General features: G+C 51.5%; 16 protein-coding genes. 4 read left to right on the top strand and 12 right to left on the bottom strand.

Annotation, left to right across the window (positions count from 1 at the left end; genetic code table 11):
* Together P0Y67_RS19745 and P0Y67_RS19740 are read right to left on the bottom strand one after the other, a co-directional pair.
* Window positions 1–332: hypothetical protein (locus P0Y67_RS19745; RefSeq protein ID WP_342393245.1), on the bottom strand; the 332-nt coding region annotated here is incomplete at its 3' end.
* A complete protein-coding gene (locus P0Y67_RS19740; RefSeq protein ID WP_342393244.1) occupies window positions 329–4,540 on the bottom strand; it encodes a LysM peptidoglycan-binding domain-containing protein in 4,212 nt (1,403 codons plus the stop codon). The genes P0Y67_RS19745 and P0Y67_RS19740, both read right to left, overlap by 4 nt.
* A gap of 265 nt (window positions 4,541–4,805) precedes the next feature.
* Here P0Y67_RS19740 and P0Y67_RS19735 point away from each other — a divergent pair, with 265 nt between their 5' ends.
* The 3 genes from P0Y67_RS19735 to mdtI all read left to right on the top strand — a co-directional run bounded on the left by P0Y67_RS19735 (window position 4,806) and on the right by mdtI (window position 6,648).
* Entirely contained in the window at window positions 4,806–5,735 is a 930-nt protein-coding gene (locus P0Y67_RS19735; RefSeq protein WP_161459581.1) for a LysR family transcriptional regulator, read from the top strand.
* Between the two features lie 194 nt (window positions 5,736–5,929).
* Entirely contained in the window at window positions 5,930–6,322 is a 393-nt protein-coding gene (locus P0Y67_RS19730; protein WP_342393243.1) for an SMR family transporter, read from the top strand.
* A complete protein-coding gene (gene mdtI / locus P0Y67_RS19725) occupies window positions 6,319–6,648 on the top strand; it encodes a multidrug/spermidine efflux SMR transporter subunit MdtI (protein ID WP_342393242.1) in 330 nt (109 codons plus the stop codon). The genes P0Y67_RS19730 and mdtI overlap by 4 nt, the downstream gene beginning before the upstream one ends.
* Before the next feature lie 84 nt (window positions 6,649–6,732).
* Here the strand turns inward: mdtI and P0Y67_RS19720 are convergent, their stop codons facing one another.
* Window positions 6,733–7,257, bottom strand: coding sequence for an AidA/PixA family protein (locus P0Y67_RS19720; protein ID WP_342393241.1), 525 nt, complete (start codon window positions 7,255–7,257; stop codon window positions 6,733–6,735).
* A 382-nt stretch (window positions 7,258–7,639) separates the two neighbouring features.
* On the bottom strand, window positions 7,640–8,881 hold the full coding sequence (gene traF / locus P0Y67_RS19715; protein WP_342393240.1) for a conjugal transfer protein TraF: 1,242 nt from the start codon (window positions 8,879–8,881) through the stop codon (window positions 7,640–7,642).
* Between the two features lie 365 nt (window positions 8,882–9,246).
* Between traF and P0Y67_RS19710 the strand changes: the two genes are divergently transcribed.
* Window positions 9,247–10,614, top strand: a complete 1,368-nt coding sequence (locus tag P0Y67_RS19710; protein WP_342393239.1) for a YjiH family protein — start codon at window positions 9,247–9,249, stop codon at window positions 10,612–10,614.
* A gap of 73 nt (window positions 10,615–10,687) precedes the next feature.
* On the opposite strand, the gene P0Y67_RS19705 is transcribed toward P0Y67_RS19710, so the two are convergent.
* The 8 genes from P0Y67_RS19705 to P0Y67_RS19670 form a co-directional block, all read right to left on the bottom strand.
* Window positions 10,688–11,800, bottom strand: coding sequence for an ABC transporter ATP-binding protein (locus P0Y67_RS19705; RefSeq protein ID WP_342393238.1), 1,113 nt, complete (start codon window positions 11,798–11,800; stop codon window positions 10,688–10,690).
* Window positions 11,801–11,805: 5 nt separating this feature from the next.
* Complete coding sequence (locus P0Y67_RS19700; protein WP_342393237.1) at window positions 11,806–12,672, bottom strand: carbohydrate ABC transporter permease; 867 nt, start codon at window positions 12,670–12,672, stop codon at window positions 11,806–11,808.
* Entirely contained in the window at window positions 12,665–13,594 is a 930-nt protein-coding gene (locus tag P0Y67_RS19695) for a carbohydrate ABC transporter permease (RefSeq protein WP_342393236.1), read from the bottom strand. Before P0Y67_RS19695 ends, P0Y67_RS19700 begins: the two co-directional genes overlap by 8 nt.
* Before the next feature lie 70 nt (window positions 13,595–13,664).
* Window positions 13,665–14,897: an ABC transporter substrate-binding protein gene (locus P0Y67_RS19690; RefSeq protein ID WP_342393246.1), complete on the bottom strand. Its 1,233-nt coding sequence runs from the start codon at window positions 14,895–14,897 to the stop codon at window positions 13,665–13,667.
* Between the two features lie 425 nt (window positions 14,898–15,322).
* Window positions 15,323–16,264, bottom strand: coding sequence for an ABC transporter permease (locus P0Y67_RS19685; protein ID WP_027250470.1), 942 nt, complete (start codon window positions 16,262–16,264; stop codon window positions 15,323–15,325).
* Between the two features lie 2 nt (window positions 16,265–16,266).
* On the bottom strand, window positions 16,267–17,244 hold the full coding sequence (locus tag P0Y67_RS19680; protein WP_342393235.1) for an ABC transporter permease: 978 nt from the start codon (window positions 17,242–17,244) through the stop codon (window positions 16,267–16,269).
* Between the two features lie 66 nt (window positions 17,245–17,310).
* Window positions 17,311–18,864 carry an ABC transporter substrate-binding protein gene (locus P0Y67_RS19675; protein WP_342393234.1) on the bottom strand — a complete coding sequence of 518 codons (1,554 nt, stop codon included), beginning with the start codon at window positions 18,862–18,864 and terminating at the stop codon, window positions 17,311–17,313.
* Between the two features lie 141 nt (window positions 18,865–19,005).
* On the bottom strand, window positions 19,006–20,724 hold the full coding sequence (locus tag P0Y67_RS19670; protein ID WP_342393233.1) for an ABC transporter ATP-binding protein: 1,719 nt from the start codon (window positions 20,722–20,724) through the stop codon (window positions 19,006–19,008).
* Window positions 20,725–21,436 lie beyond the last annotated feature (712 nt).

Below are 21,436 nucleotides of genomic sequence, written 5' to 3'. Positions count from 1 at the left end.
TCCGGCACCCGTTCTGTTTTCTGAATAATGATGCCTTTGGTGGTAATTTGGCCTTTGTAGTCGTAGTCGACATCAAACAGAAAATAGTTGAGCGGTATCATAATCACCATACTTATTGCCCATAGATACAATGCGCTAATATCAGGACTCAAAAAGTAAAATAGCCCCCAAGTAGCACTTACCATGCCAGCCACAATAAAAGAACTGTATGACTTAAAATTTGTTCTTAATATACACTCCCACTCATGCACCACCTCAGCCTCCAGCACTTGTTGATGCTGTTGCTGTTTATATTCTTCCGAATATTCCGGAAAAGATAATGTCGTCGTCATAATTCCTCTACTTTTACTGGAATCAGTTGTTGGCCAATCATATCGGTTACCTGACCATCTTTCATCACATCCGATTGTGTCTGGAGCTGCGGATGCAACTGATATTTATAGTGCTGTGCCGTCTGCTGTGATTCGGCAAAGGGGTTGCGGTTGTTCACCACAGCAAACACCATGATGGTATCAATACGCTCTACCCAGATAGGAATATCCAGCACCAGCGTCGGCACCTTGTGTTCATCAAATTCCCAATCGCCCCGGGCGATATCCTGTTCGGTCAGCTGACAGGTAAAAGCATCAACTTTGGTGGTTTTGTAGTAGCCTTCGTAAACTTCCCGCTCCCGCAACCCGGAAACAGTGACGCCGACCTCGATGCGCTGTCCAGGCCGTTGCTGCGGAAAAGTGAGCTTCAACTGCTGCTGAAAGGTATAAGGCAAAGGCGCATAAGGGGAGGCGACTTTGCCCGGTAGTTGCCTGGCTCTTTTAACCACCGCCTCAATGTGCGGCTGATTGAGAATTTGTAGCAGCGCCTGATATTCAGTTTCTGCAGTCCAGTCACCTTTGGGCTCTTCCCCCCAGACACTGTTGCGCAGCCAGCTTTCCAGCGGGGATTGTTGCAGGGCATTGATGATCACCGAAACGGCCAAGTAAGCGATCCCCAGCCAGAACCAAGCCGCCACCATCCAGCCTTGGAGTACAGTTCCAATAGCCATACCTTTTGCTAAAGATACCAGCCCCCGAATCGCTAACACACCCCAAACAAATCCCTGTATGCCTAAAATCACACTCTTAGTATAAAGGAGGCCTTTTTCCACCATAAAATCAGCTTTCTCAGCATCCTGCCAGGTTCGATAGGCTTCCCACCCCGCCGCGACAACACCCAGCATGCCTGCCAGCATGGAGCGCTGAAGATAACTTCGCGCTAACGCTTTTGTATCGACACCTTTGTCTATTGAAACAATGTGATTCAACCTTTGCTCAAGCAAAGAAGGATGCTGCTTCACCTTATCAAATGCCAGCCCGCGGAAGATCTCACTGGTGGCATGCATCAGCCAGGCGGTGCTGAAACCCACCACATGACGCTGGGTATTCACGTCGGCATTGGGTGTGGAGGCCAGCGTCTCTTCCACTGCGTATTGTTGGGCGACCACGTTAATAGCATTAAGAAACGCCACAATAAAATCGAGCCGGCCGAGCCGACTGAACCCCTGATTGGCCCTGTCCAGAATACTGTTGAACGCCTGCAATTTTGCGCCGTTGAAACTGTCGTATACCCCAGGTGCCTCGGTGATCATCCGGGCGACACGGGTTTCCATTTTCTGCTGTTTCAGTTCCAGCGCAGCCCGGTTAGGTGAGTCAGCAGGCATCCGCCTGAGCTGCTCATCCAGCGATTGCCACTCTGAGACCGCACCGCTAAAGCGCTGACGGAAGGCCTGACGGGTCTCCTCAAACGCCGGATTCAGACCGATTTTGCCCTGAGAGATCTGCTCCAGACTCCAGGTCATCGCCGCGACATTGAAGCCACCGCGAAAGCCGCCTTTTTTCAGGGCGATCCCTAAATAGGTAAAATACCCCTTCTGGAATCCCATGCCTGCCGTTTTTTTCACCGCTTCAATGGCACTGTCAATCAAACCGCCCAGCGGCACCGTCATGGATAAGGTTTTTTGGTAAAGTGCCGATTCTGTCCCCAGCCCAAACCCCAGCACGCTGTTCAGACCGGCGACCACACCAGTAACAGGCACCGATTCACGCTGCAGATCAAGCACATCGCTTTCTTTCACCAGTTCATCGGCTTTGGTATAGAACTCCGCCGAGAAAAATGAGGTGGCCAGTGCCATCAGGTTATCCGGTGTCTCCTGCACCAGCGCCTCGGCCAGCTTCTGCTGCATGGCGTCATCGCTGGCGCTGCTGTTGAGTGCAGGCAGGATCTCCCCGAAGAGTTCCATCAGATAAGCCATGTGATCGCTGTACAGCATGTCCAGCCCGAGACGCATCGGCTCAGTACCCAGTGTGGGCAAGGCGGCTAACAGCTGGTCAAAGGCGCCGGGGATCGCCGCATACGCGCCCGCCTGCGACGCCAGATAGGCTTTATAAAAGGTATCCAGCCCGTCCCAGTTTACCTGTGAGTGGGCTTTTCGACGTTCGGTATATTCCTGCACATAGTCTTCAACCCCGAAAAAGCCCATGGCTTCCAGCTTGGCCTGCGCCTTGAGGCTGGCCTGTTCGTATTGGTTAAGCAGCTCAAGCCTGGCTGACAAAGTATTATCTGGTCCCGTATGCAGTACGGGTATCTGATACTGATATTCCAGACAGGTATCCAGTGCGCTTTCAAAATCAAGCCACTGTTCCGGCTGGATTGCCGGCATTTTATCTTGCGGGATCGACACCCGAACCATGGAGCGAATGGCTTCTGCCAGCACCACTTTGCGGTGGGTTTGCTCATCGGGCGTGGTGGTCAGTACCGGCTCCAGCAGGGCAAGATAGAGATCGCTCAGATCGGCCAGCGGATCGTCCAGGGCCACTATCTGCTGTCCGTGTGCTGACGGTGCCTGATAGGTGTAACTGGCCAGTGTCTTTTTCGGCGGGACATGAATAAAATCGTTCGGTTTGCCGGGCTCACCTGTCAGCGGCGCGCAGGTTCCGGCAAAAGGATCCAGTCCTTCGACGTTCACATCGGCAACAGCACATTTCACCGTGGCGACATCAGCGCGATGAGTATGCTGACCCGATTCATTCAGATCGACTTTGCGCAGCCAGTTGTCGCGGGCCTGTGCATCGGTGAGATAAAAATCGCAGATACGATCTGTCCAGCGCTTCACGGAATAGGCCAGGTAATACGGACTCGCCGTAGCGCAGAGAATATGGCTTTTCGGTTGCTGAGGCTCCGCCTTTGCGCGTGCTTGCGCCGTGTGGCCTTCTACCCGGCGAAACTCTCCCTGCTCAATCATGTATTCTTCCAGCTGCCACGCTTCCGATTCTGGCAGCGGATGCAGCGCATACAGCCAGCCGTCACGGATCTGACGCAGAGTGTAGGGTGTCTCTGCTGACTGAAAAATCCCCCCGGAAAACACCTCTGTATCCTGAACGGGGTGCAAGCCCTGTCCTTTTTCGTTACGTGCATCAATGGCGTAACGCACCGGGGAAAGGGCCGTAAACTGACCTGCTTCCGCTTCAGCCACTTTCACCACAGGAAAGTCGACCCAGCCCTGCGACTGATTGCTGATGGCGAAAACGCCGTCTCCCAGCATCATTGCAGAAGCCGGGTAACGTGCGTCCTGACCATGGGTGTAAATCCCCACCGACTCAAGGTAAACCTGACTGCCAATGCTCAGCTGTGTTTTGTTATCACGCCAGAATGGATTGAGTGACAGCAATGATTCCAGCGTCATATGGTGCCGCTCTGCGATACCGGATAAGGTCTCTCCCTCAACCACTGTGTGCTTTTTACGTTGCCCGCCATTTTCTGTCAGCGGGATAATCTGCTGCATGTCCAGCTTCACGCCATGTTGATCCAGAAAGGCGGTATCGACACTGTTAACGGCATCGTCAGACAGTGCTTCCTGGCTATAGAGCAGGTATTGATCCTGAACCGTCTGGCCGTTTCGCTGCCAGAGGGCAAGGATGAACTCAAGCGGTTGATCAATCGCGGGCTCAGGATACATGGCCTCCGCACGGCTCTGGGTAACCTGAAAGCGCGGATAGGTTTCCCCCATACAACGGTATTCGCTGATCAGTTTGCCTGCCAGAAAATGATAGAGATAACCCTTGGTCGGCAGGCCCAGTTGCTCTCCCATCTGAATCGCCGGGCGAACAGGCACAAAGGCTTCCTGAATCACAGCAGCAGACTTGTCGTGTGGCAGGACAGCATCCACGCCAAAACTCACCAAAGGGTTGGTTCGCCAATTTACCTGCAGTGACTTTTCTTCATCCTTCCTGACTTCGCACGACACATGAGTATGCTGGCCCTGCGCTTTCTCTGACCATTGCGTGAGCGGGCCTTCTTGCTCAGACTGATTTAATTGCAGCGACAGATAAGGTTTGACGTATTGTCGGTACAGCGCCGGCCGGCAAGCAAATGCCACAGAATAGGCATATTCAGGTACAGGCTCTGTCTCTTGAACCGGTTCAGGTTTAGAGCTGTAAATTCGCTCATCCAGTGGCTGATAAGCGGCTTTGACAAAACGTTTGGGCTGTTTGTAATCAGACGACATGAAGAAAGCACCGTTGGGATCAAAAATGGCCCTATTTTAAGCAGTACACCGGTTATGCGCATTTGGCATTATGTCGTAAACAGCCGGCAAATTCACAGTTGCCGCTGGCAATACAACTATTTATCTTGTTTTGCGCTCAATATCACAACCACTCACTGCACTTTCTGGTGCCAAAATAACGCCAGCCGGATTGTCACCGTGACCCGAGCGCCGCAACCCATTACAATCATCAAACTCTTTTCTGCTTTATCAATCAGGTGTCTGCATGGCCCATCAGCTCGATACACTGGATCTCAATCTCATGCGCTTGCTCAAGGCGGTGGTTGATCATAAGAGTATTAAAGTCGCGGCGGCGCAGCTCGGGATCTCTCAGCCCAGTGCCAGCCGTGGTGTGGCCAGATTGAAGACCACGTTCAATGACCCGCTGTTCGTGCGCAAGCCGCACGGTGTGGAGCCCTCTCCGATGGCGCTGCGCTTAGCCGAAGAGTTCGACAACATCCTGGCGCCCATTGCCAAGGTGTTGCACGAGTTTGAGGATTTCAGTGCCCAGGCGTATGACGGCCAGCTCTCGCTGGTCATCGATCCGTATCTGCTCGACGAGCAGGGAGCGCGCCTGCTGAGCGGCTGTTACCAGGCCTTTCCCCGTGCGACGTTTTCCTTTTCCAGCTGGAACAATAACAGCCAGGGTGAAATGCTCGAAGGCATGCATGATTACTGCATTTTGGATCAGGAAACCGAGCTGTCGAACGACATCTATATGCGCCCGCTGTTTACGGAAAAGCGGATGATACTGGCCCGGCATAACCACCCGAGCCTGTCGCTGGATAAAGACAGCAACGACTGGGAGGCAGTCGCACAATTGCCGATTGTGTCTCTGCCGGCCCCCGCTTCGTACAATCCGTTGTGTACCGTGGAGTCTGAGTATCAGCGCATGGGCTATCAGCCGAACGTACTGCTCAAAACCTACAGTTTACGCGTCGCAGCCGAGATGCTGCGCAATACCGATGCCATCATGTACGCCAGCAAAAGCTCCATCCGGCTTTTTCCGGATCTGGTTGCCTACCCTATGCCTGCCGTCAACCGGGAATTCAGTGACTTTGTTATCTCCGGCGGTTTTTTACAGACCAACAGAAATCACCCGATGCACCAGCATTTACATCGTATTGTAAAGAACCTGTTCAAACACCCGCTCTGAACCATCAAGAGATATTCAAAAATGAATATCTCAATTACCTGTCCAGACCCGGTGCCGCGGGCTACTCTAGCCTTACTCCATAACATTTTACTGCACAGTTAACAAAAGTACGGTTTCAGCGTTTTTCTCCCTGCTGGCGGGACCTCATGTCCTTCAATGTTATGCATTTAATTAAATTCATTTAAAGGTGAATGATGTTTCTTGCACGAATCTTTCTGCTGCTGGCTATCGCCTCTGAAGTTGCCGGTACCAGCACCATGAATCTGCTCAGCCAGCAAGGCGCACTCTGGGGCTATGCGGCCATGTATCTATTGATCACTGTGTCTTACTACTTCCTGTCGCTGGCGGCGAAGAAAATTGCCATCGGTGTGGCGTATGCGATATGGGAGGGGCTGGGCATTACCCTGATCACTCTGGTGTCACTGCTGGTGTTCAAGGCCGATTTGAACAGTCAGGAACTGCTTGGCCTGGGGTTAGCCGTGGCAGGCATTGTGATGGTGACGCTGGGTGAAGCGCAGTCAGACACCCGCGCCACCAAAACGAAGGTTTCAATGCCGCACTCAGCCTCAGCAAGGAGTCGATCATGAGTCAGTTCTTTACCCTGTCCTTCGGCTTTGTGGTGCTGGCGGCTTTGGTCGACATTGCCGCCAACATGGCGCTGACCCGTTCAAACGGCTTCAAGCACAAATTCTGGGGCGGCTTGTCCATCGCGCTGGTCTTGTGTGCTTTTACGCTGCTGGCTCAGGCCGTCAAAGAGATTGATTTAGCGGTGGCTTATGCATCATGGGGCGCCATAGGTATTCTTGGCACCGCCATTGGCGGCTCTGTCTTGTTTAAACAACGACTTTCACCGCTTGGCTGGACAGGTATTTTTGTGGTTATCGCTGCGGTGATTGTGATGAAAACCGCTTAAAGATGAAATGCTTTAATAAATAAAGAAGAGATAAGATCCAATAGCGAGAGAAAATAACTCTCGCTATTGGGTGTTATAAAAAAATTATGGCTGAATGGCAGTCACATATGGGTCCCAGTTAATTTCTTTAATCAGCTGGTCATCTTTAAAGACTTGTACCCAGAATGTATACGCCGCTTTTTGCTGAGTGCCCGGATTCGGACGACCCGGCAGTGTGGCTGTCGCCTGAACATACGGCATGTAGGCCGTTTGGCGAACAAAAGGCACATTGACACTGTCATTCATTGGAATACCGTCTTCCTGATAGACATAGACTTGTGTATTGCCCTGATAGGCCGCCCAGCCTTTGATCAAGGTACTGTTCCATTCGTGTTCCGCGTCAATCAGGACTGAATAATGGCTGCCATCTTCTGAGACACCCACTTTCGGAAACGCAGACCAGCGAATCACATCGCCGTTATTGACCTTGATACTCAGCTCATAAGAACCCTGCGAATTATCGATGACCAGGCTGGGATCAGCAAACATCTGAACCGCTTGATAACCTTGCGCACCATTTTCAATGGCTTCGCAGTCGATGACAATTTCGACTTTGTTTATGGTTGCCATGACGTTGTTCCTCATATTTTTTATATGCCTTCCCTTATAACCGCACTATTCAACCGAATGACAAGTCAATCGAATGAAAAGCATGATTAAAAATGCCGGGAGCGATAAAAATAAAGATCGACTCTTTATTTCATTTGTTATTTATCAGTTAAATGAAGATAAACTTCATTGCTTATGAGGTTAGCTAATATTCTGGGGAATTCTAATCAATATCAAAAAAGAAGAAATTATTTTTATATTTTAATTCAAAGGATTATGAAAGCTTCATTCAGATTATTTCTGTTATTTGATCTGCCGCCATGATTACATGTAATAAATACACTTATCATATACACAACCCGCCAAATTCATGACGGGCTGTGTACTCTGCTTTTACAGACGATCACATAGTAAAACCGAACTGCAGGGCCGCACCATAGTTGTTGTCCTGGCCGTATTGCAATGCCAGATCAACCGCAACCACGCCGAACGGACTCAGGCCGATACCGGCACTCATGGTATCTTCCGCAGAGTCAGTCAGGCTCAGGCTGTAACCGGCGCGCAGCTGCACCCAGTCCCAGCCATTCAATTCCATACCCAGCCGTGCATATTGCGTCGCCAGATCAAACTCTTTGAAATATTTCTGCTCCGTCAGATCCACATCAGCAGCAGCGGTAAACCAGCTGTTGCTGTATGCAGCGCCCAGGGTGTATTTAGGCTCAACCAACAAAGTCTTGCTGGTAAATTTGCCTGGCTGACCTGCGGGGGATTCCGGTGTGTTGGTTTCCAGCTCCTGCTTAAACAGGTTACGGCCGCTGAAACCTAGGGTTACTGTCGGGATCGGCTGATACGCCAGACCGATATCCAGGTTGAAGGCAGTATCATCCTGATATTCGTTTTCAAATTCGAAGTCACTGTTATCAAACTGGCTGACGGTGTTTTGGAAGCTCACGGCAATCAGCTGCTGAATCTTAGGTGAGATACCCACAGACACCTTCTGCTCCGGCAAAGAGACAGTAGGTAATTCGAAAGATTTACCCATGGTTAAACCGACATCGACGATGCCGCCGGCAATACCCAGCACATCAGACTGGAGATTATCGAGATCCGGCGGATTCGAGCCATCCACGCCGGCCAAATCATCAGGATCAATATTGGCCTGAGCCAGGCTGACAATCTGCGCCTGAGTGAACAAACTCATGCTCAGATAACGGTTCGGCACAGCAACGGCCGCTCCGATACTGATATCTGCCTTGAGTTTGCCTTCGTCCATGGCCAGCAGTGCCGCTTTCCATTCATTGATCAGGGCATCAGAAACCGGGCTGCCGCCGCTATTATCTATCGCCATTTCCAGCTCGTCATTCACATCCTGGAAATCTTCCACTTTCTGATTCAGCTCGTCCGGATCATGAATACTGATCCCAACCGCTGGCAGTAACACGCCAAAATCATCGGTCTTATTATAATGGGCCACCAGCGCCGGGTTATAAAAGCTGGCTGTCAGATAACTGGCGGACGCGACACCGGTGCCACCCATGGCCACGCTGCGCGCATCTGCACCATTTACCGCGGCCTGAGCGGAAAATGTGCTGACTGACAAAGCCGTAGCCACTGCCAGTGTGAGTCCCTGCAATTTAATATTCATAAGTATTAGTATTTTTTTGCCGTGAATTTGTCAAAAAAGTCATCAAGAAGCGCCCATTATATAAGCGGTTTTACGCTTAACAATGACAATATCAATAACAGTGAAGTGCTGCACAAATCTCGCGGATGTGTAATACCAGCGCAAAATTGTAATGCAAGATATATCGTTGTTAAACGTGAGTAACTTATCATAACGTCTAATTTACAATGCATAATTAGATGATTCTTTCAGAGAAGTATTCCATTGCAGTGATAAAAAATGTAACCTTCGCCACGATTATATTAATAATAACTGCATGTTCATGCTGGTGAGCTTCACTCGACCCAGCACAAAAACACGTTGTATCAGTTACTTAAAGGTCAATCATGTCAGAACAAGTGATAACTGGCGCAAACAAGCGTAAAGCGCCTTGGCTCATGTTTATTCTGCCATCATTCATCGGTGTGCTGCTGTTTATGGCACCAATCACCGTAGGTGGAGAGATAACCATCCCTATTGCCTTAATGGCAAAAGCAATCCAGAACCTGTTTGAAGGTAGCCTGACGGCCATCGTCACCACCGTCATTACACTGACGGCGCTTTGCTCGACTCTGGTTCGCCTCACCAAACCCCGTTTTATTGAACGTAAACCTTTTATTGCCAATCTGTTTAAGCCAAGCCTGCCTTGGTACATCGTTCAATTGCTGGGGGCGACCTTTGCCATTCTGACGTTCTTTAAAGTCGGTCCGGCTGCTATCTTTGACGGAAATACCGGCGGCTTGGTGCTGAACGACCTGCTGCCCGTGCTGTTTGCGGTCTTCCTGTGTGCGGGCTTTTTCCTGCCCCTGCTGACCAACTTCGGTCTGCTGGAATTCTTCGGAGCAATGCTGACCAAAGTGATGCGTCCGCTGTTTAATCTGCCGGGCCGCTCCGCCATCGACTGTATGGCATCCTGGCTGGCCGACGGCAGTGTTGGTGTGCTGCTGACCAGCAAACAATACGAAGAAGGCTTCTATACCAAGCGTGAAGCTGCGGTTATCGGTACCACTTTCTCTGCCGTTTCCATTACGTTCAGCCTGGTGGTGATCGCGCAGGTTAACCTGGAACACATGTTCCTGCCTTTCTACGCCACTGTGTGTCTGGCGGGTGTGGTGGCGGCCATTGTTGTTCCGCGTCTGCCGCCTCTGAGCCGCAAGCGTGATGAATTTGTCTGCGGCACCCCGGCCGATGCCAACATGGATGCCCTGCCTGACGGCCACACTGTGCTGAGCTTCGGTCTGGAAAAAGCCTTTGAGCGTGCCAGTAAAGTCACCAGCTTACGTAAAGTGGTCAATGACGGCGTCAAAGCCGCTGTCGATATGGTGTTCGGTGTCCTGCCTGTAGTCATGGCCATAGGTACACTGGCGCTGCTGGTTGCCGAGAACACGCCTGTGTTTGACTGGCTGGGTAAACCCTTTATCCCGCTGCTGGAACTGCTGCAGATTCCGGAAGCGGCTGAAGCCTCCAAAACCATAGTCGTCGGCTTTGCTGATATGTTCCTGCCTTCGATTCTGGCAACCGAAATCCAGAGTGATCTGACTCGCTTTGTGATTGCAGCACTGTCTGTAACACAGCTGATTTATATGTCTGAAATCGGTGCTCTGCTGCTGGGCAGCAAGATCCCGGTGAAAGCCTGGGAGCTGTTCGTGATCTTCATTCTGCGTACCCTGGTCACCCTGCCGGTTATCGCACTGATGGCTCACCTGATTTTCTAAGACCACTCACAAGATCCCCCTGACAAAAAGCGGCTGAAAACAGCCGCTTTTTTATACCTGCATCGCTGAGCACTTAATAAATCCTGTCTTCACTGTCCGGATCGAACAGCACCGCTTTGCTCACATCGACCGCGAATAAGAAATCGCGTCCCGTCACAGGATGGCTTTCAGGGTCTAATCTAGCGGTCACTTCCTGATCGTTAAACTGTGTGACCACCAGGGTATCCGCCCCCGTCGGCTCTACCACGTCCAGCTGATTACTGATCTGTCTTTCAAACGCGGCCGGCGGATTCGCCGTTGCCTGACGGATCTGCTCAGGACGAAGCCCCAGTATCACTTCACGATTCACCCAGGCAGACAGATCTTTTCCTCTCTCAGGCAAAGGAATACTGACCCGCTCGCCGTCCCGGTTATGCAGTTCTATGGCCAAGCCGTCAGTGAGCGCTCTCAGGTAGCTGCGGATGAAATTCATCGAGGGCGAGCCCATAAAGCCCGCCACGAACATATTGACCGGGTTGTTGTAAATCTGCTCCGGGCTGGCAAGCTGCAGCAAGACACCGTCTTTCATCACAGCAATGCGGTCGGCCAGCGTCATGGCTTCAATCTGATCATGGGTGACGTAAACTATGGTGGTTTTCAGCCGCTGATGCAGCTTCTTGATTTCAGTACGCATTTCCACCCTGAGTTTGGCATCCAGGTTACTGAGCGGCTCATCAAACAGATAAATCTGCGGCTCACGGGCCAAGGCTCTGCCCATGGCAACCCGCTGGCGCTGGCCGCCCGACAACTCAGCCGGCTTGCGATCGAGCAGATGATCGATCTGCAGCATAGTCGCCACTCTGTCCACTTCCAGGGCAATCTGAGCCTGAGGCACTTTGCGCATTTCCAATCCGAAGGCGATATTGCGGCGTACCGTCATACTGGGGTACAGCGCATAAGACTGAAAGACCATGGCGATATCCCTGTCTTTGGGCGGCAAATGCGTCACGTCTTTGTCACCTAACAAAATCGCGCCGTCACTGATACTGTCCAGCCCGGCTATGGTATTCATCAGCGTAGACTTACCGCAGCCGGAAGGGCCGACCAGCACCAGAAACTCACCGCTGTCTATCTTGATATCTATCGCTTTCAGCGCGTGGTAATCGCCATAATGCTTATTTACGTCTTTGATATGTAAGCTCGACATCGTCATTATCCTTTGACTGCACCGGCAACCAGTCCACGCAGGAAGTACTTACCGGAGATGATGTAGATAAAAATGGTCGGGATAGCGGCAATAATGGCGGCCGCCATATCCACGTTATATTCCTTCACACCGTGACTGGTGTTAACCAGGTTGTTGAGAGCGACGGTAATGGGCTGAGACGCCGGGCCGGAATACACCACCCCAAACAGAAAGTCGTTCCAGATATTGGTGAACTCCCAGATTAGCGTCACGACTATGATCGGGCCTGAGAGCGGTAACACTATGTGGTAAAAGGTCTGGAAAAAGCCGGCACCGTCCAGCTTAGCAGCAGAGATCAGCTCAGTCGGCAGGCCCACGTAATAATTACGGTAAAACAGGGTCGTGAACGGAATACCGTAAATGGTATGGACCAGAATCAGGCCAGGCACTGAGTTCGCCAGCCCGAGATACCCCAGTGTCTGTGCCATTGGCAGTAACACCGCCTGAAACGGAATAAAACAGCCCAGCAGCATCAAGGCGAAGAACACTTCACTGCCCCTGAAGCGCCACTTTGCAAGGACATAGCCATTAATGGCGCCTATGGCTGACGCCAGCACCACGGCCGGTAAGGTGATTTTGAAAGAATTCCAAAAATAGGCGGACACACCTTCACAGCTCAAGCCGGTACAGGCGGATGACCAGGCTTTTTGCCAGGCCTCTGTGGTCGGAGACTGTGGCGGCAGTATCAGATTGCCGGTCCGTATTTCGGCTAAATCTTTCAGTGAATTAAACACCATTACCACCAGCGGCATGATGAAATACAGCGCAAAGAGTATCAGGATCAGGTACGTGACAGCCCGCCCGGCTTGCTGGCTCCAATTGGCATTAACCATGCTTCTTCTTCCTCAGTTCGGAGTACAGATAGGGGATCAGAATGGCAATAAAACCCATCAGGGTGATCATGGCGCTGGCCGAGCCAATCCCTATCTGGTTACGTCCAAACGCATACTGATACATAAAAGTGGCGGGTAAATCGCTCGCGTAGCCAGGCCCGCCGGAGGTCAGCACTACCACCAGATCGAAGCTCTTGATCGCCAGATGAGACAGGATAATGAAGCAGCTGAAGAAGATCGGCCGCATGATAGGCAATACAATGCGGCGATAAATCGTCGGCATGGTTGCACCGTCTATCTGCGCGGCTTTAATGATGGCGCTGTCTACCCCCCGCAACCCGGCCAGCATAATGGCCATCACGAAACCTGATGCCTGCCACACCGCCGCAATCACTATGGTGTAAATCGCCATGTCCTTATCCACCAGCCAGTCAAACTGAAAACGGGTGAAGCCGATGTCGTGCAGGAGTTTCTCTATGCCGATTTGAGGATTGAGTATCCATTTCCAGGCGGTGCCTGTCACAATCAGGGAAAGTGCAAACGGGTACAGGTAAATGGTTCGCAGCACACCTTCGGCCCGTATTTTCTGATCCAGCAAGATGGCCAGCAGCGTACCCACCGCAATGGCAATCACAATAAACAGAACACCGAAAATAAACAGATTGGTATAGGCCACCGTCCAGCGATCCATGCTGAACAATTTGCTGTAATTGCTCAGGCCGATGAAATCATATTTAGGCAGCATGCGGGAATTGGTGAACGACAGCACCAACGACCAGAGAATAAATCCATAGGTAAACACCAGAGTGATCACCATGGAGGGGGCTAGCACTATCTTAGGCAACACGGCTTGCAGTTTGTCGGCCAGACTTTCCCGTGGCGGCGCGCCCGACAGTGGCTGAGCTTGGGTTCCAATAGTCATAACAAGGCTCTTGTCAAAATAGGCAGGAAAGCCGGTACCCGTTTGTACCGGCCTGTGTGGCTGACGTGGATTACTGCGCCAGCTCGATAGCCGACACCAGACGCAAAGTGGCCGCATCCGCCGTCATGTCGTTGTCATTGAAATAATTGGTCACGACGTCATACACGGCCCCGCTGACTGCCGGCTCCATGGCCATGGCATGGGCAAAGCTGGGTACCAGTGAGCCGGATTTAGCGCTGGCCTGAAAATCGGACATCGACTGCTTAGCACAGCTGTCGTAGCGGGCCATTGACACATCCGGACGTACCGGAATGGAGCCTTTTTTCAGGTTGAACTCCTCCTGGAATTCCTTCGACACCAGCAGGCGCGATAAATCCTGCTGGGCCGCCTGTGCCTCTTTGCCCTTTTGCTCAAACATCATGAAAGCATCAACATTGAAGTTAAACGCATTCTGCGTTCCCGGCACTGTGGCACAGAGATAATCCTTGCCTGGCTGTTTACCGGCAGCGGCAAACTCCCCTTTTGCCCAGTCACCCATGATTTGCACAGCGGCTTTGCCGTCTATGACCATCGCGGTCGTCAGGTTCCAGTCACGTCCCGGCATGCCCGGATCCATGTAGGATTTGAGCTTTTTGAAGGTCGCAAAAGCCTGTGTCATGGTGTCTGAACTCAGCGCCTGCTTATCCAGCGCCACAAAGGCCTGGCGATACCAGTCGTCACCACCGACTCCCAGAGCAACCTGTTCAAACACAGTGGCGTCCTGCCAGTCCTGCCCGCCATGGGCAAACGCGACAAAACCGGCCTGCTTGGCCTTGTCCATAAAGGCGAAGAACTCATCCCAGCTTTGTGGCACTTTGCCGCCGTTCACCTGATCCAGAATCGGCTTGTTAATCCACATCCAGTTGATCCTGTGTACATTCACCGGCGCGGCAACATAACTGCCCTGATATTTATGGATATCGGCCACGGCTTTTGGCAGCAAAGCGTCCCAGCGCTCACTGGTGGCAACCTCGTCCAGTTTTGCCAGCACACCCAGATCACCCCACTGGGCAATTTCAGGGCCGGCTATCATGGAGGCGGAAGGCGGATTACCCGAAATGGCACGCGACTTCAGCACTGTCATGGCCGTTTCACCGCCGCCGCCGGCCACCGCAAAGTCCGTCCAGCTGTGACCTTCCTCCTTCATCATCTTTTGTAGAATGGCAAGCGCTGCCGCTTCGCCACCTGATGTCCAGTAATGCAGCACTTCAACATTGCCGGCGTGTGCTTGTCCCGTTAGCAGCGACGCCAAAGTTGCCGCCATCAGTGTTTTGTTCAGACCTTTCACGTTTTATCCTCCCTGGATAACTATTATTGTCGTTGCCAAACAGCCGCATCCCGGCACCGATCACCCTGCTGGGCAGGCACGCGGATTGTTGCTGATTTGTTAACTTTTTGTTTATCAATTATTCATCGGGAGAGTAAGTAAGTCACTGAGTGCTTGGTAAGCACGTGTAAGCAGTTTGTATCAATTCACTTACAAATTAAGCCATTGAAAAAATACAGAAAAGTTCACGTTCGGCGGGTACGTTGCTTTAGCGCATTGTGTTGCTGCATTGTTTTGCTGCATTGTATTGGCGTATTGCTTGGCCGCATTGCTGCGGGGACAGGTCAAAAGTATGGCGAGAAAAACAACAACCCCTGCCGTGGCAGGGGTTGCTGAGAAGGTAAGCGCTAGGTAGCCCGGTTTTACCCTTTGTAGACCTTAGGGTTAAAGACATCACGCAGCCAGTCACCCAGCAGGTTGATCACCAGCACCAGAGTCACCAGCACAATGCCAGGAAACGCAGTGATCCACCAGGAACCCGAGAAGATGTAGTTAAAGCCGATGCTGATCAGTGAGCCCAGTGACGGCTGATCAACCGGCATTCCCAGCCCCAGGAAGGACAGTGCCGCTTCCGACATGATGGCATTGGCCACCTGCACGGTGGAGATCACCAGGATAGGCGACAGGCAGTTCGGCAAAATATGACGGAACATAATGCGCAGTGATTTCAGGCCCATCACCCGGGATGCTTCAACATACTCTTTTTTCTTCTCTGCCAGCACAGATGCCCGCACCGTACGTGCATACTGCGGCCATTCCGCAATACCGATAATCACCACCAGCATCACAATGGCGTACTGACTGTAAAAGTCACTGCCAAAGCTGGCTTTGAAAATCGCCGATACGATAATCGCCACCATCATAGTCGAGAACGACAGCTGGACATCGGCAATGCGCATCAGGAAGCTGTCGATACGGCCACCGAAGTAACCGGCACAGAGTCCGACTATGATGCCGATAAACAGCTGCAGCGCGACGGCAAACAGGCCAATGGCCAGTGAGATCCGCAGCCCGTAGATAATGGTCGACAGAATATCACGGCCCTGATCGTCCGTACCCAGCAGGAAGCGGGCGTCGCCAAACTCCATCCATGACGGTGCCAGCTCTGAATCCATAATATCAATGCTGTTCAGATCATACGGATTCATTGGCGACAACAGCGGTGCGAACAGTGCCGTCAGAACAAAGAGCATAAACACAGTAAAGCTGGCAATGGCCACTTTGTCTTTCTTAAAGAAATAAATGAAATCTGAGTTCAGAAAACGCTGCCAGCGTGAAGGCGCGTCAGTAGTCTTGGTCGTCATGATTACGCTCCTTTGCCGGTCAGGTTTACAGTCGGGTTGATCAGTCCGTATAACAGGTCAACCAGGGTATTGGTCACTACGAAAATCAGACCAACAAAAATGACATAAGCCGTAATCAAAGGGGTATCTACCCGGTTAACCGCTTCCAGAAACAGGAAACCCGTCCCCGGCCACTGGAATACAGTTTCCGTCAGAATGGTGTAAGCCACCATGGTGCCGATTTGTACCCCACCTACGGTGATCACCGGCAGCATGGTATTTTTCAGCGCGTGCTGATAATACACCTTGTTCTGTGCCAGACCTTTGGCGCGGGCAAATTTCACGTACTCGGTACTCAGCGCTTCGAGCATTTCCGAGCGCACCAGGCGGATAAAGAGCGGCAACATGATAGACGCCAGTGAGATACTCGGCAGCACCAGGTGCGCCAGACCATCCAGCGTGAAGAAGCCGGAATTCCAGCCGAATACATTCGCCGTTTCGCCCCGTCCGAACGATGGTAACCAGCCTAATTCGATTGAGAAAACATACATCAGCATAATGGCGGTCAAAAAGACCGGAATGGAGATACCCACTATGCTAAAGCCCATGATCACTTTCGTCAGGGCGCTGTTGGGGTGTATGGCCGAATAAACGCCTAAGGGGATCGACACCACAACAATAATCAGTGACGCAGCAAACACCAGTTCCAGTGTGGCTACCAGCTTGTCCAGAATCACGTCAACAACCGGACGTTTGAAGAAATAAGAGTGACCTAAATCCCCCTGAACAGCTTTCGAAATAAAGCGGCCGTACTTCACCATAAAGGGATCGTTGAGGCCCATTTCAGTCCGCAGCGCATCTCGCTCGGCTTCGGACACAGACTGTCCCACCAGCTCACGCAGGGGATCGCCTAAATTGTCCTGGATAGCAAACGCCACCAGACTGATCACAAACATCACTACCAGTGCCTGCACCAGGCGCTTGACCAAAAACGTAAACATTTCTTGCCTCTTTAGACATCGATAATCAGGCCCCGGCCAGCGCCGGAGCCTGAATGACGACAGGTATTACTTGATAACCAGATCGCCCAGGTACGGGAAGTCCATACCGTTCACGATAGGTTTGATGTCCACATTCTTCTTGGCAGCCCAAGACGGATCTTGCCAGTACAGTGGAACAAAGGCAGCGTCGTTGTACAGCAACTCTTCAACCTTCTTCAGCATAGTGCTGCGTTTTTCCAGATCGGTTTCTGTGTTAGCCGCTTCAACCAGCTTATCCACTTCAGCGTTCGAGTAATGACCACAGTTATACTGACCTTTACCTGTGTCAGCGTTACGGGTCATGGTCAGGAACTCAGTAAAGTTCGCTGAATCTTCGGTATCCGGGTGCCAGCCGATCATCAGCATACCGGCTTCACACTTATCAAACTCCGGCCAGTACTGTGCTTTTGGCATAGTTTGCAGATCAACTTTAACCTTGATTTTCGCCAGCATCGCTGCCACAGCCTGAGCGACTTTTTCATCGTTCACGTAGCGGTTGTTCGGCGCAATCATAGTGATAGAGAAACCGTTCTCATAACCGGCATCTTTCATCAGCTGCTGGGCTTTTTTCAGATCATAACGCGGGGTCAGCGACTCGTTGTAACCGGCATAACCCACAGGGCTCTGCTGGCCGGCAGGCGTCGCTGCGCCTTTCATGATCTTCTCAGCAATACCTTCATTGTTCACCGCATAGACAATCGCCTGACGGACACGCGCATCACGCAGTGGCTCGGCCACTTTCTGGTTCAGTTGGAAAGTAATGACACGGGTACCCGGCATAGTCACCAGATCCAGCTTATCGTTACTCTTGATACGCTGATAATCATTCGGCGACACAGGCGCAATCATATCAACGTCACCCGACAGCAGGGCTGCAACACGGGTAGCGTCTTCTTTGATTGGGCGCAGCGTGATGTTATCGACATTGCCTTCGCTGTCTTTGTCCCAGTAATCAGCAAAACGTTCGAACTCAACCTTCACGCCTTGCTCGCGGCTGACCACTTTGAACGGGCCGGTACCTGAGATATTGGTAGAAGCAAACGTTGAACCGTTTTTCTTCAGTTCAGACTTGTCTTTGCCGTCAGCGGTCTGGCCTGAGTAGAACTTGCTGTCCATCGGGAACACGTAGGTCATGACGTTTTCAATCAGTGGATAGGTGCCGTCAGTGATCACGTCAACCGTGTTGGCATCCACTTTTTTGATATCCACGATAGGGGTGAAAATACCTTTGAAGTCAGCAGAAGATTTCAGACGCTTGAAGGTCCAGACCACGTCATCGGCGCTGAAGGTGTTGCCGGAGTGGAATTTCACACCTTCACGCAGCTTAAAGCGCATAGTGCTGTTATCCACACGCTCCCACGACGTTGCCAGACGGGGTTCAAATTCCATCGACTGAGTAAAACGGATCAGCGGATCATAAGTCATGTGAGAAAGTTGCAGCGTACCACCGGACAATTGCTCATGCGGATCCAGAGATACCGGGTCAGCATCGTAAGCTAAATTCAGGTTGGCAGCCGCCGCGCCGAAGCTCAGACCAGCAGCCATTAACGCAACGGCTAACTTGCTCTTGAAGGTTTTCATTTGCATAGCTCCTTTATGCAGGGAGAGAACTCCCAGATGGTTATGTTTGCTTATTATTGGTTTAGGTAAGCAACAACAGCCCGGCTCCCTGACAGAGCCATGCCGGAAACATGGGTTCCCGGCGGGCAAACAGGTTCGGTATCAGGCCAGTTTCAGCCCTTCCTGACTCATTCCTTTGAATTCAGGCATCAAAGAAATCAATTGCTTGCTGTATTCGTGCTGCGGAGCCGTGAACAACTGCTCGGTCGGCGCCACTTCCAGCAAGGTGCCTTTCTGCATCACGCCGATGCGATCACACATCTGGCGGATAACCGGTAAGTCGTGGCTGATAAACAGCATAGTCAGGTTCAGTTCATCCTGCAGATCTTTCAGCAGGTTGAGGATTTGCGCCTGAACTGACACATCCAGCGCCGAGGTCGGCTCATCACAAATCAGCAGACGGGGACGAGTGGCCAGGGCACGGGCGATAGAAATACGCTGACGCTGACCGCCCGAAAATTCATGGGGATACTTCACGCCTGCGGCACGGCCCAGACCCACATGGTCGAGCAAGTCAGCGACGATCTGCCGCACCTGAGATTCACTGCCGGCCAGTTTGTGAAAACGAATCGGCTCAGCAATGATATCGAAAATTTTCATCCGCGGATTCATGGACGAATACGGGTTCTGGAACACCATCTGCATCTGGCGGCGCATAGGACGGCGTTCGTTCTCGCTCTTGAGCGCCGTCAGATCTATGCCTTCAAACACCACTTTGCCTGAGTTGGGCGGATATAAACCGGCAATCACACGGGCAATGGTTGACTTGCCTGAACCTGATTCACCGACCAGACCAAAGGTCTCGCCTTCAAACACCTCAAAGCTGACATTGTTCGAGGCCTGCACATACTCACGGCGGCTTGCAAAGAAAGAATCTTTGGTCACAAAGCGCAGATTGACATTCTCGACCTGCAATAAAGCGCCTGTGTACTGACGCTCGTCCTGACTCTGACCCAGCCAGTGGTTTTTCACATCCAGCTGCGTGGTTTCACCCGCTTCTTCGATATAACTGACCAAAGGGAAGCGAGCCAGTTTGATATCCGAGCGCGGCACCGCAGAAATGAGGCTCTTGGTATAAGGGTGATTCGGGTGACCCAGCACCTGTTCCGTCGGACCGATTTCCACCAGATCACCACGGTACATCACAGCAACCCTGTCGGTGACATTGGAGACCACACCCATATCGTGCGTTACCAGCATACAGCCAACGTTTTTCTTCACGCACAATTCCCGAATCAGACTCAGAATCTGATCCTGGATCGACACATCCAGCGCTGTGGTCGGTTCATCAGCGATGATTAAATCCGGCTCACCAGCCAAGGCGATCGCAATCACCACACGCTGACGCATACCACCGGAAAACTGATGCGGATACTGTTTAATGCGGATTTCCGGCTGAGGGATGCCAACTTGCTCCATCAGCTTAATCGCACGGCGAACCGCTTCTTCTTTGCCGACATTCAAATTGGTAATAATGGTTTCCGTCAACTGACGCTCGACGGTATACAGGGGGTTCAGCGAGGTCATCGGGTCCTGGAAAATAAAACCGATTTTTGCGCCACGCACTTTGCGCATCGCTTCTGGTTTTAAACCCGAGATTTTCTGGCCGTCCAGGTAGACATCGCCGCTGGCAATATTGCCAGGAGGACTCAACAGATCGATTACGGCATTACCTACCGTCGATTTACCCGCCCCGGATTCCCCGACAACACCGACGATCTCACCGCGCTCAATGGTGAACGACAGCGATTTCACCGCAGCGTGGATACCGTGGCGAGACGGGTATTCAATACGAAGGTTTTTAACTTCCAATAATGCCATGCTCAGACCTCAACAACCTGGCAGCGACTCTGCCTGTCTGCAAATGATTCCATTCCAATAAACCGATAAAAATATCGGCCACATAAAGTGCCATCAATCTGGCAAAGATTTCACTAAAAATCAACATTTCATACTATAAAACTGTGCTACCGCACAAAACCAGCATAAATAATCACTATAAACCAAGGTTAAAATTCACATAACCCATATAAACCATCTTAGATAAATCACGGTAAATACAGCACAAAATAGCTAAACATGCTTATTTTAAGCATGTTTATTCAACTCAATCGTTCGTAAACCCCTGAATAAACCACCACAAGAAAAGGAACATTTCATTAACATAATAATGATATTAGACCACTACCGATAATAGTATCAGTACATGAACCCAACCTAACTCTTAAGGGCAGCATGAAAAGCCAGACAAGACCGCTGATCCAGAGCGGGAGATCATGAATAAACCGCGGAATAAATCACAGGTTTTCGGCAACGTGACAGCCAGCCCGGCTGCAAACGACAGAACAAAACACAGATACATCCCCTATCCTGAGGTCAGTACGCTTCTGAATAGTAGCAGCAGCGAAACCAACGGGCATAAAAAACCCGCTCAATGAGCGGGTCTTCAAAGGTGATCGGTGAAGAGGGATTGACGCGGCGGGCTTCCGTGCGGCGGGCTTCCGCACCCGACCCGAAGCCCTCCTCTGCTCCA

It is taken from the genome of Photobacterium sp. SP02, from assembly GCF_038519165.1.
Lineage (GTDB): Bacteria > Pseudomonadota > Gammaproteobacteria > Enterobacterales > Vibrionaceae > Photobacterium > Photobacterium halotolerans.
The sequence above is the reverse complement of the archived record's forward strand: the minus strand, read 5'-3'. Positions and strand labels throughout refer to the sequence as shown.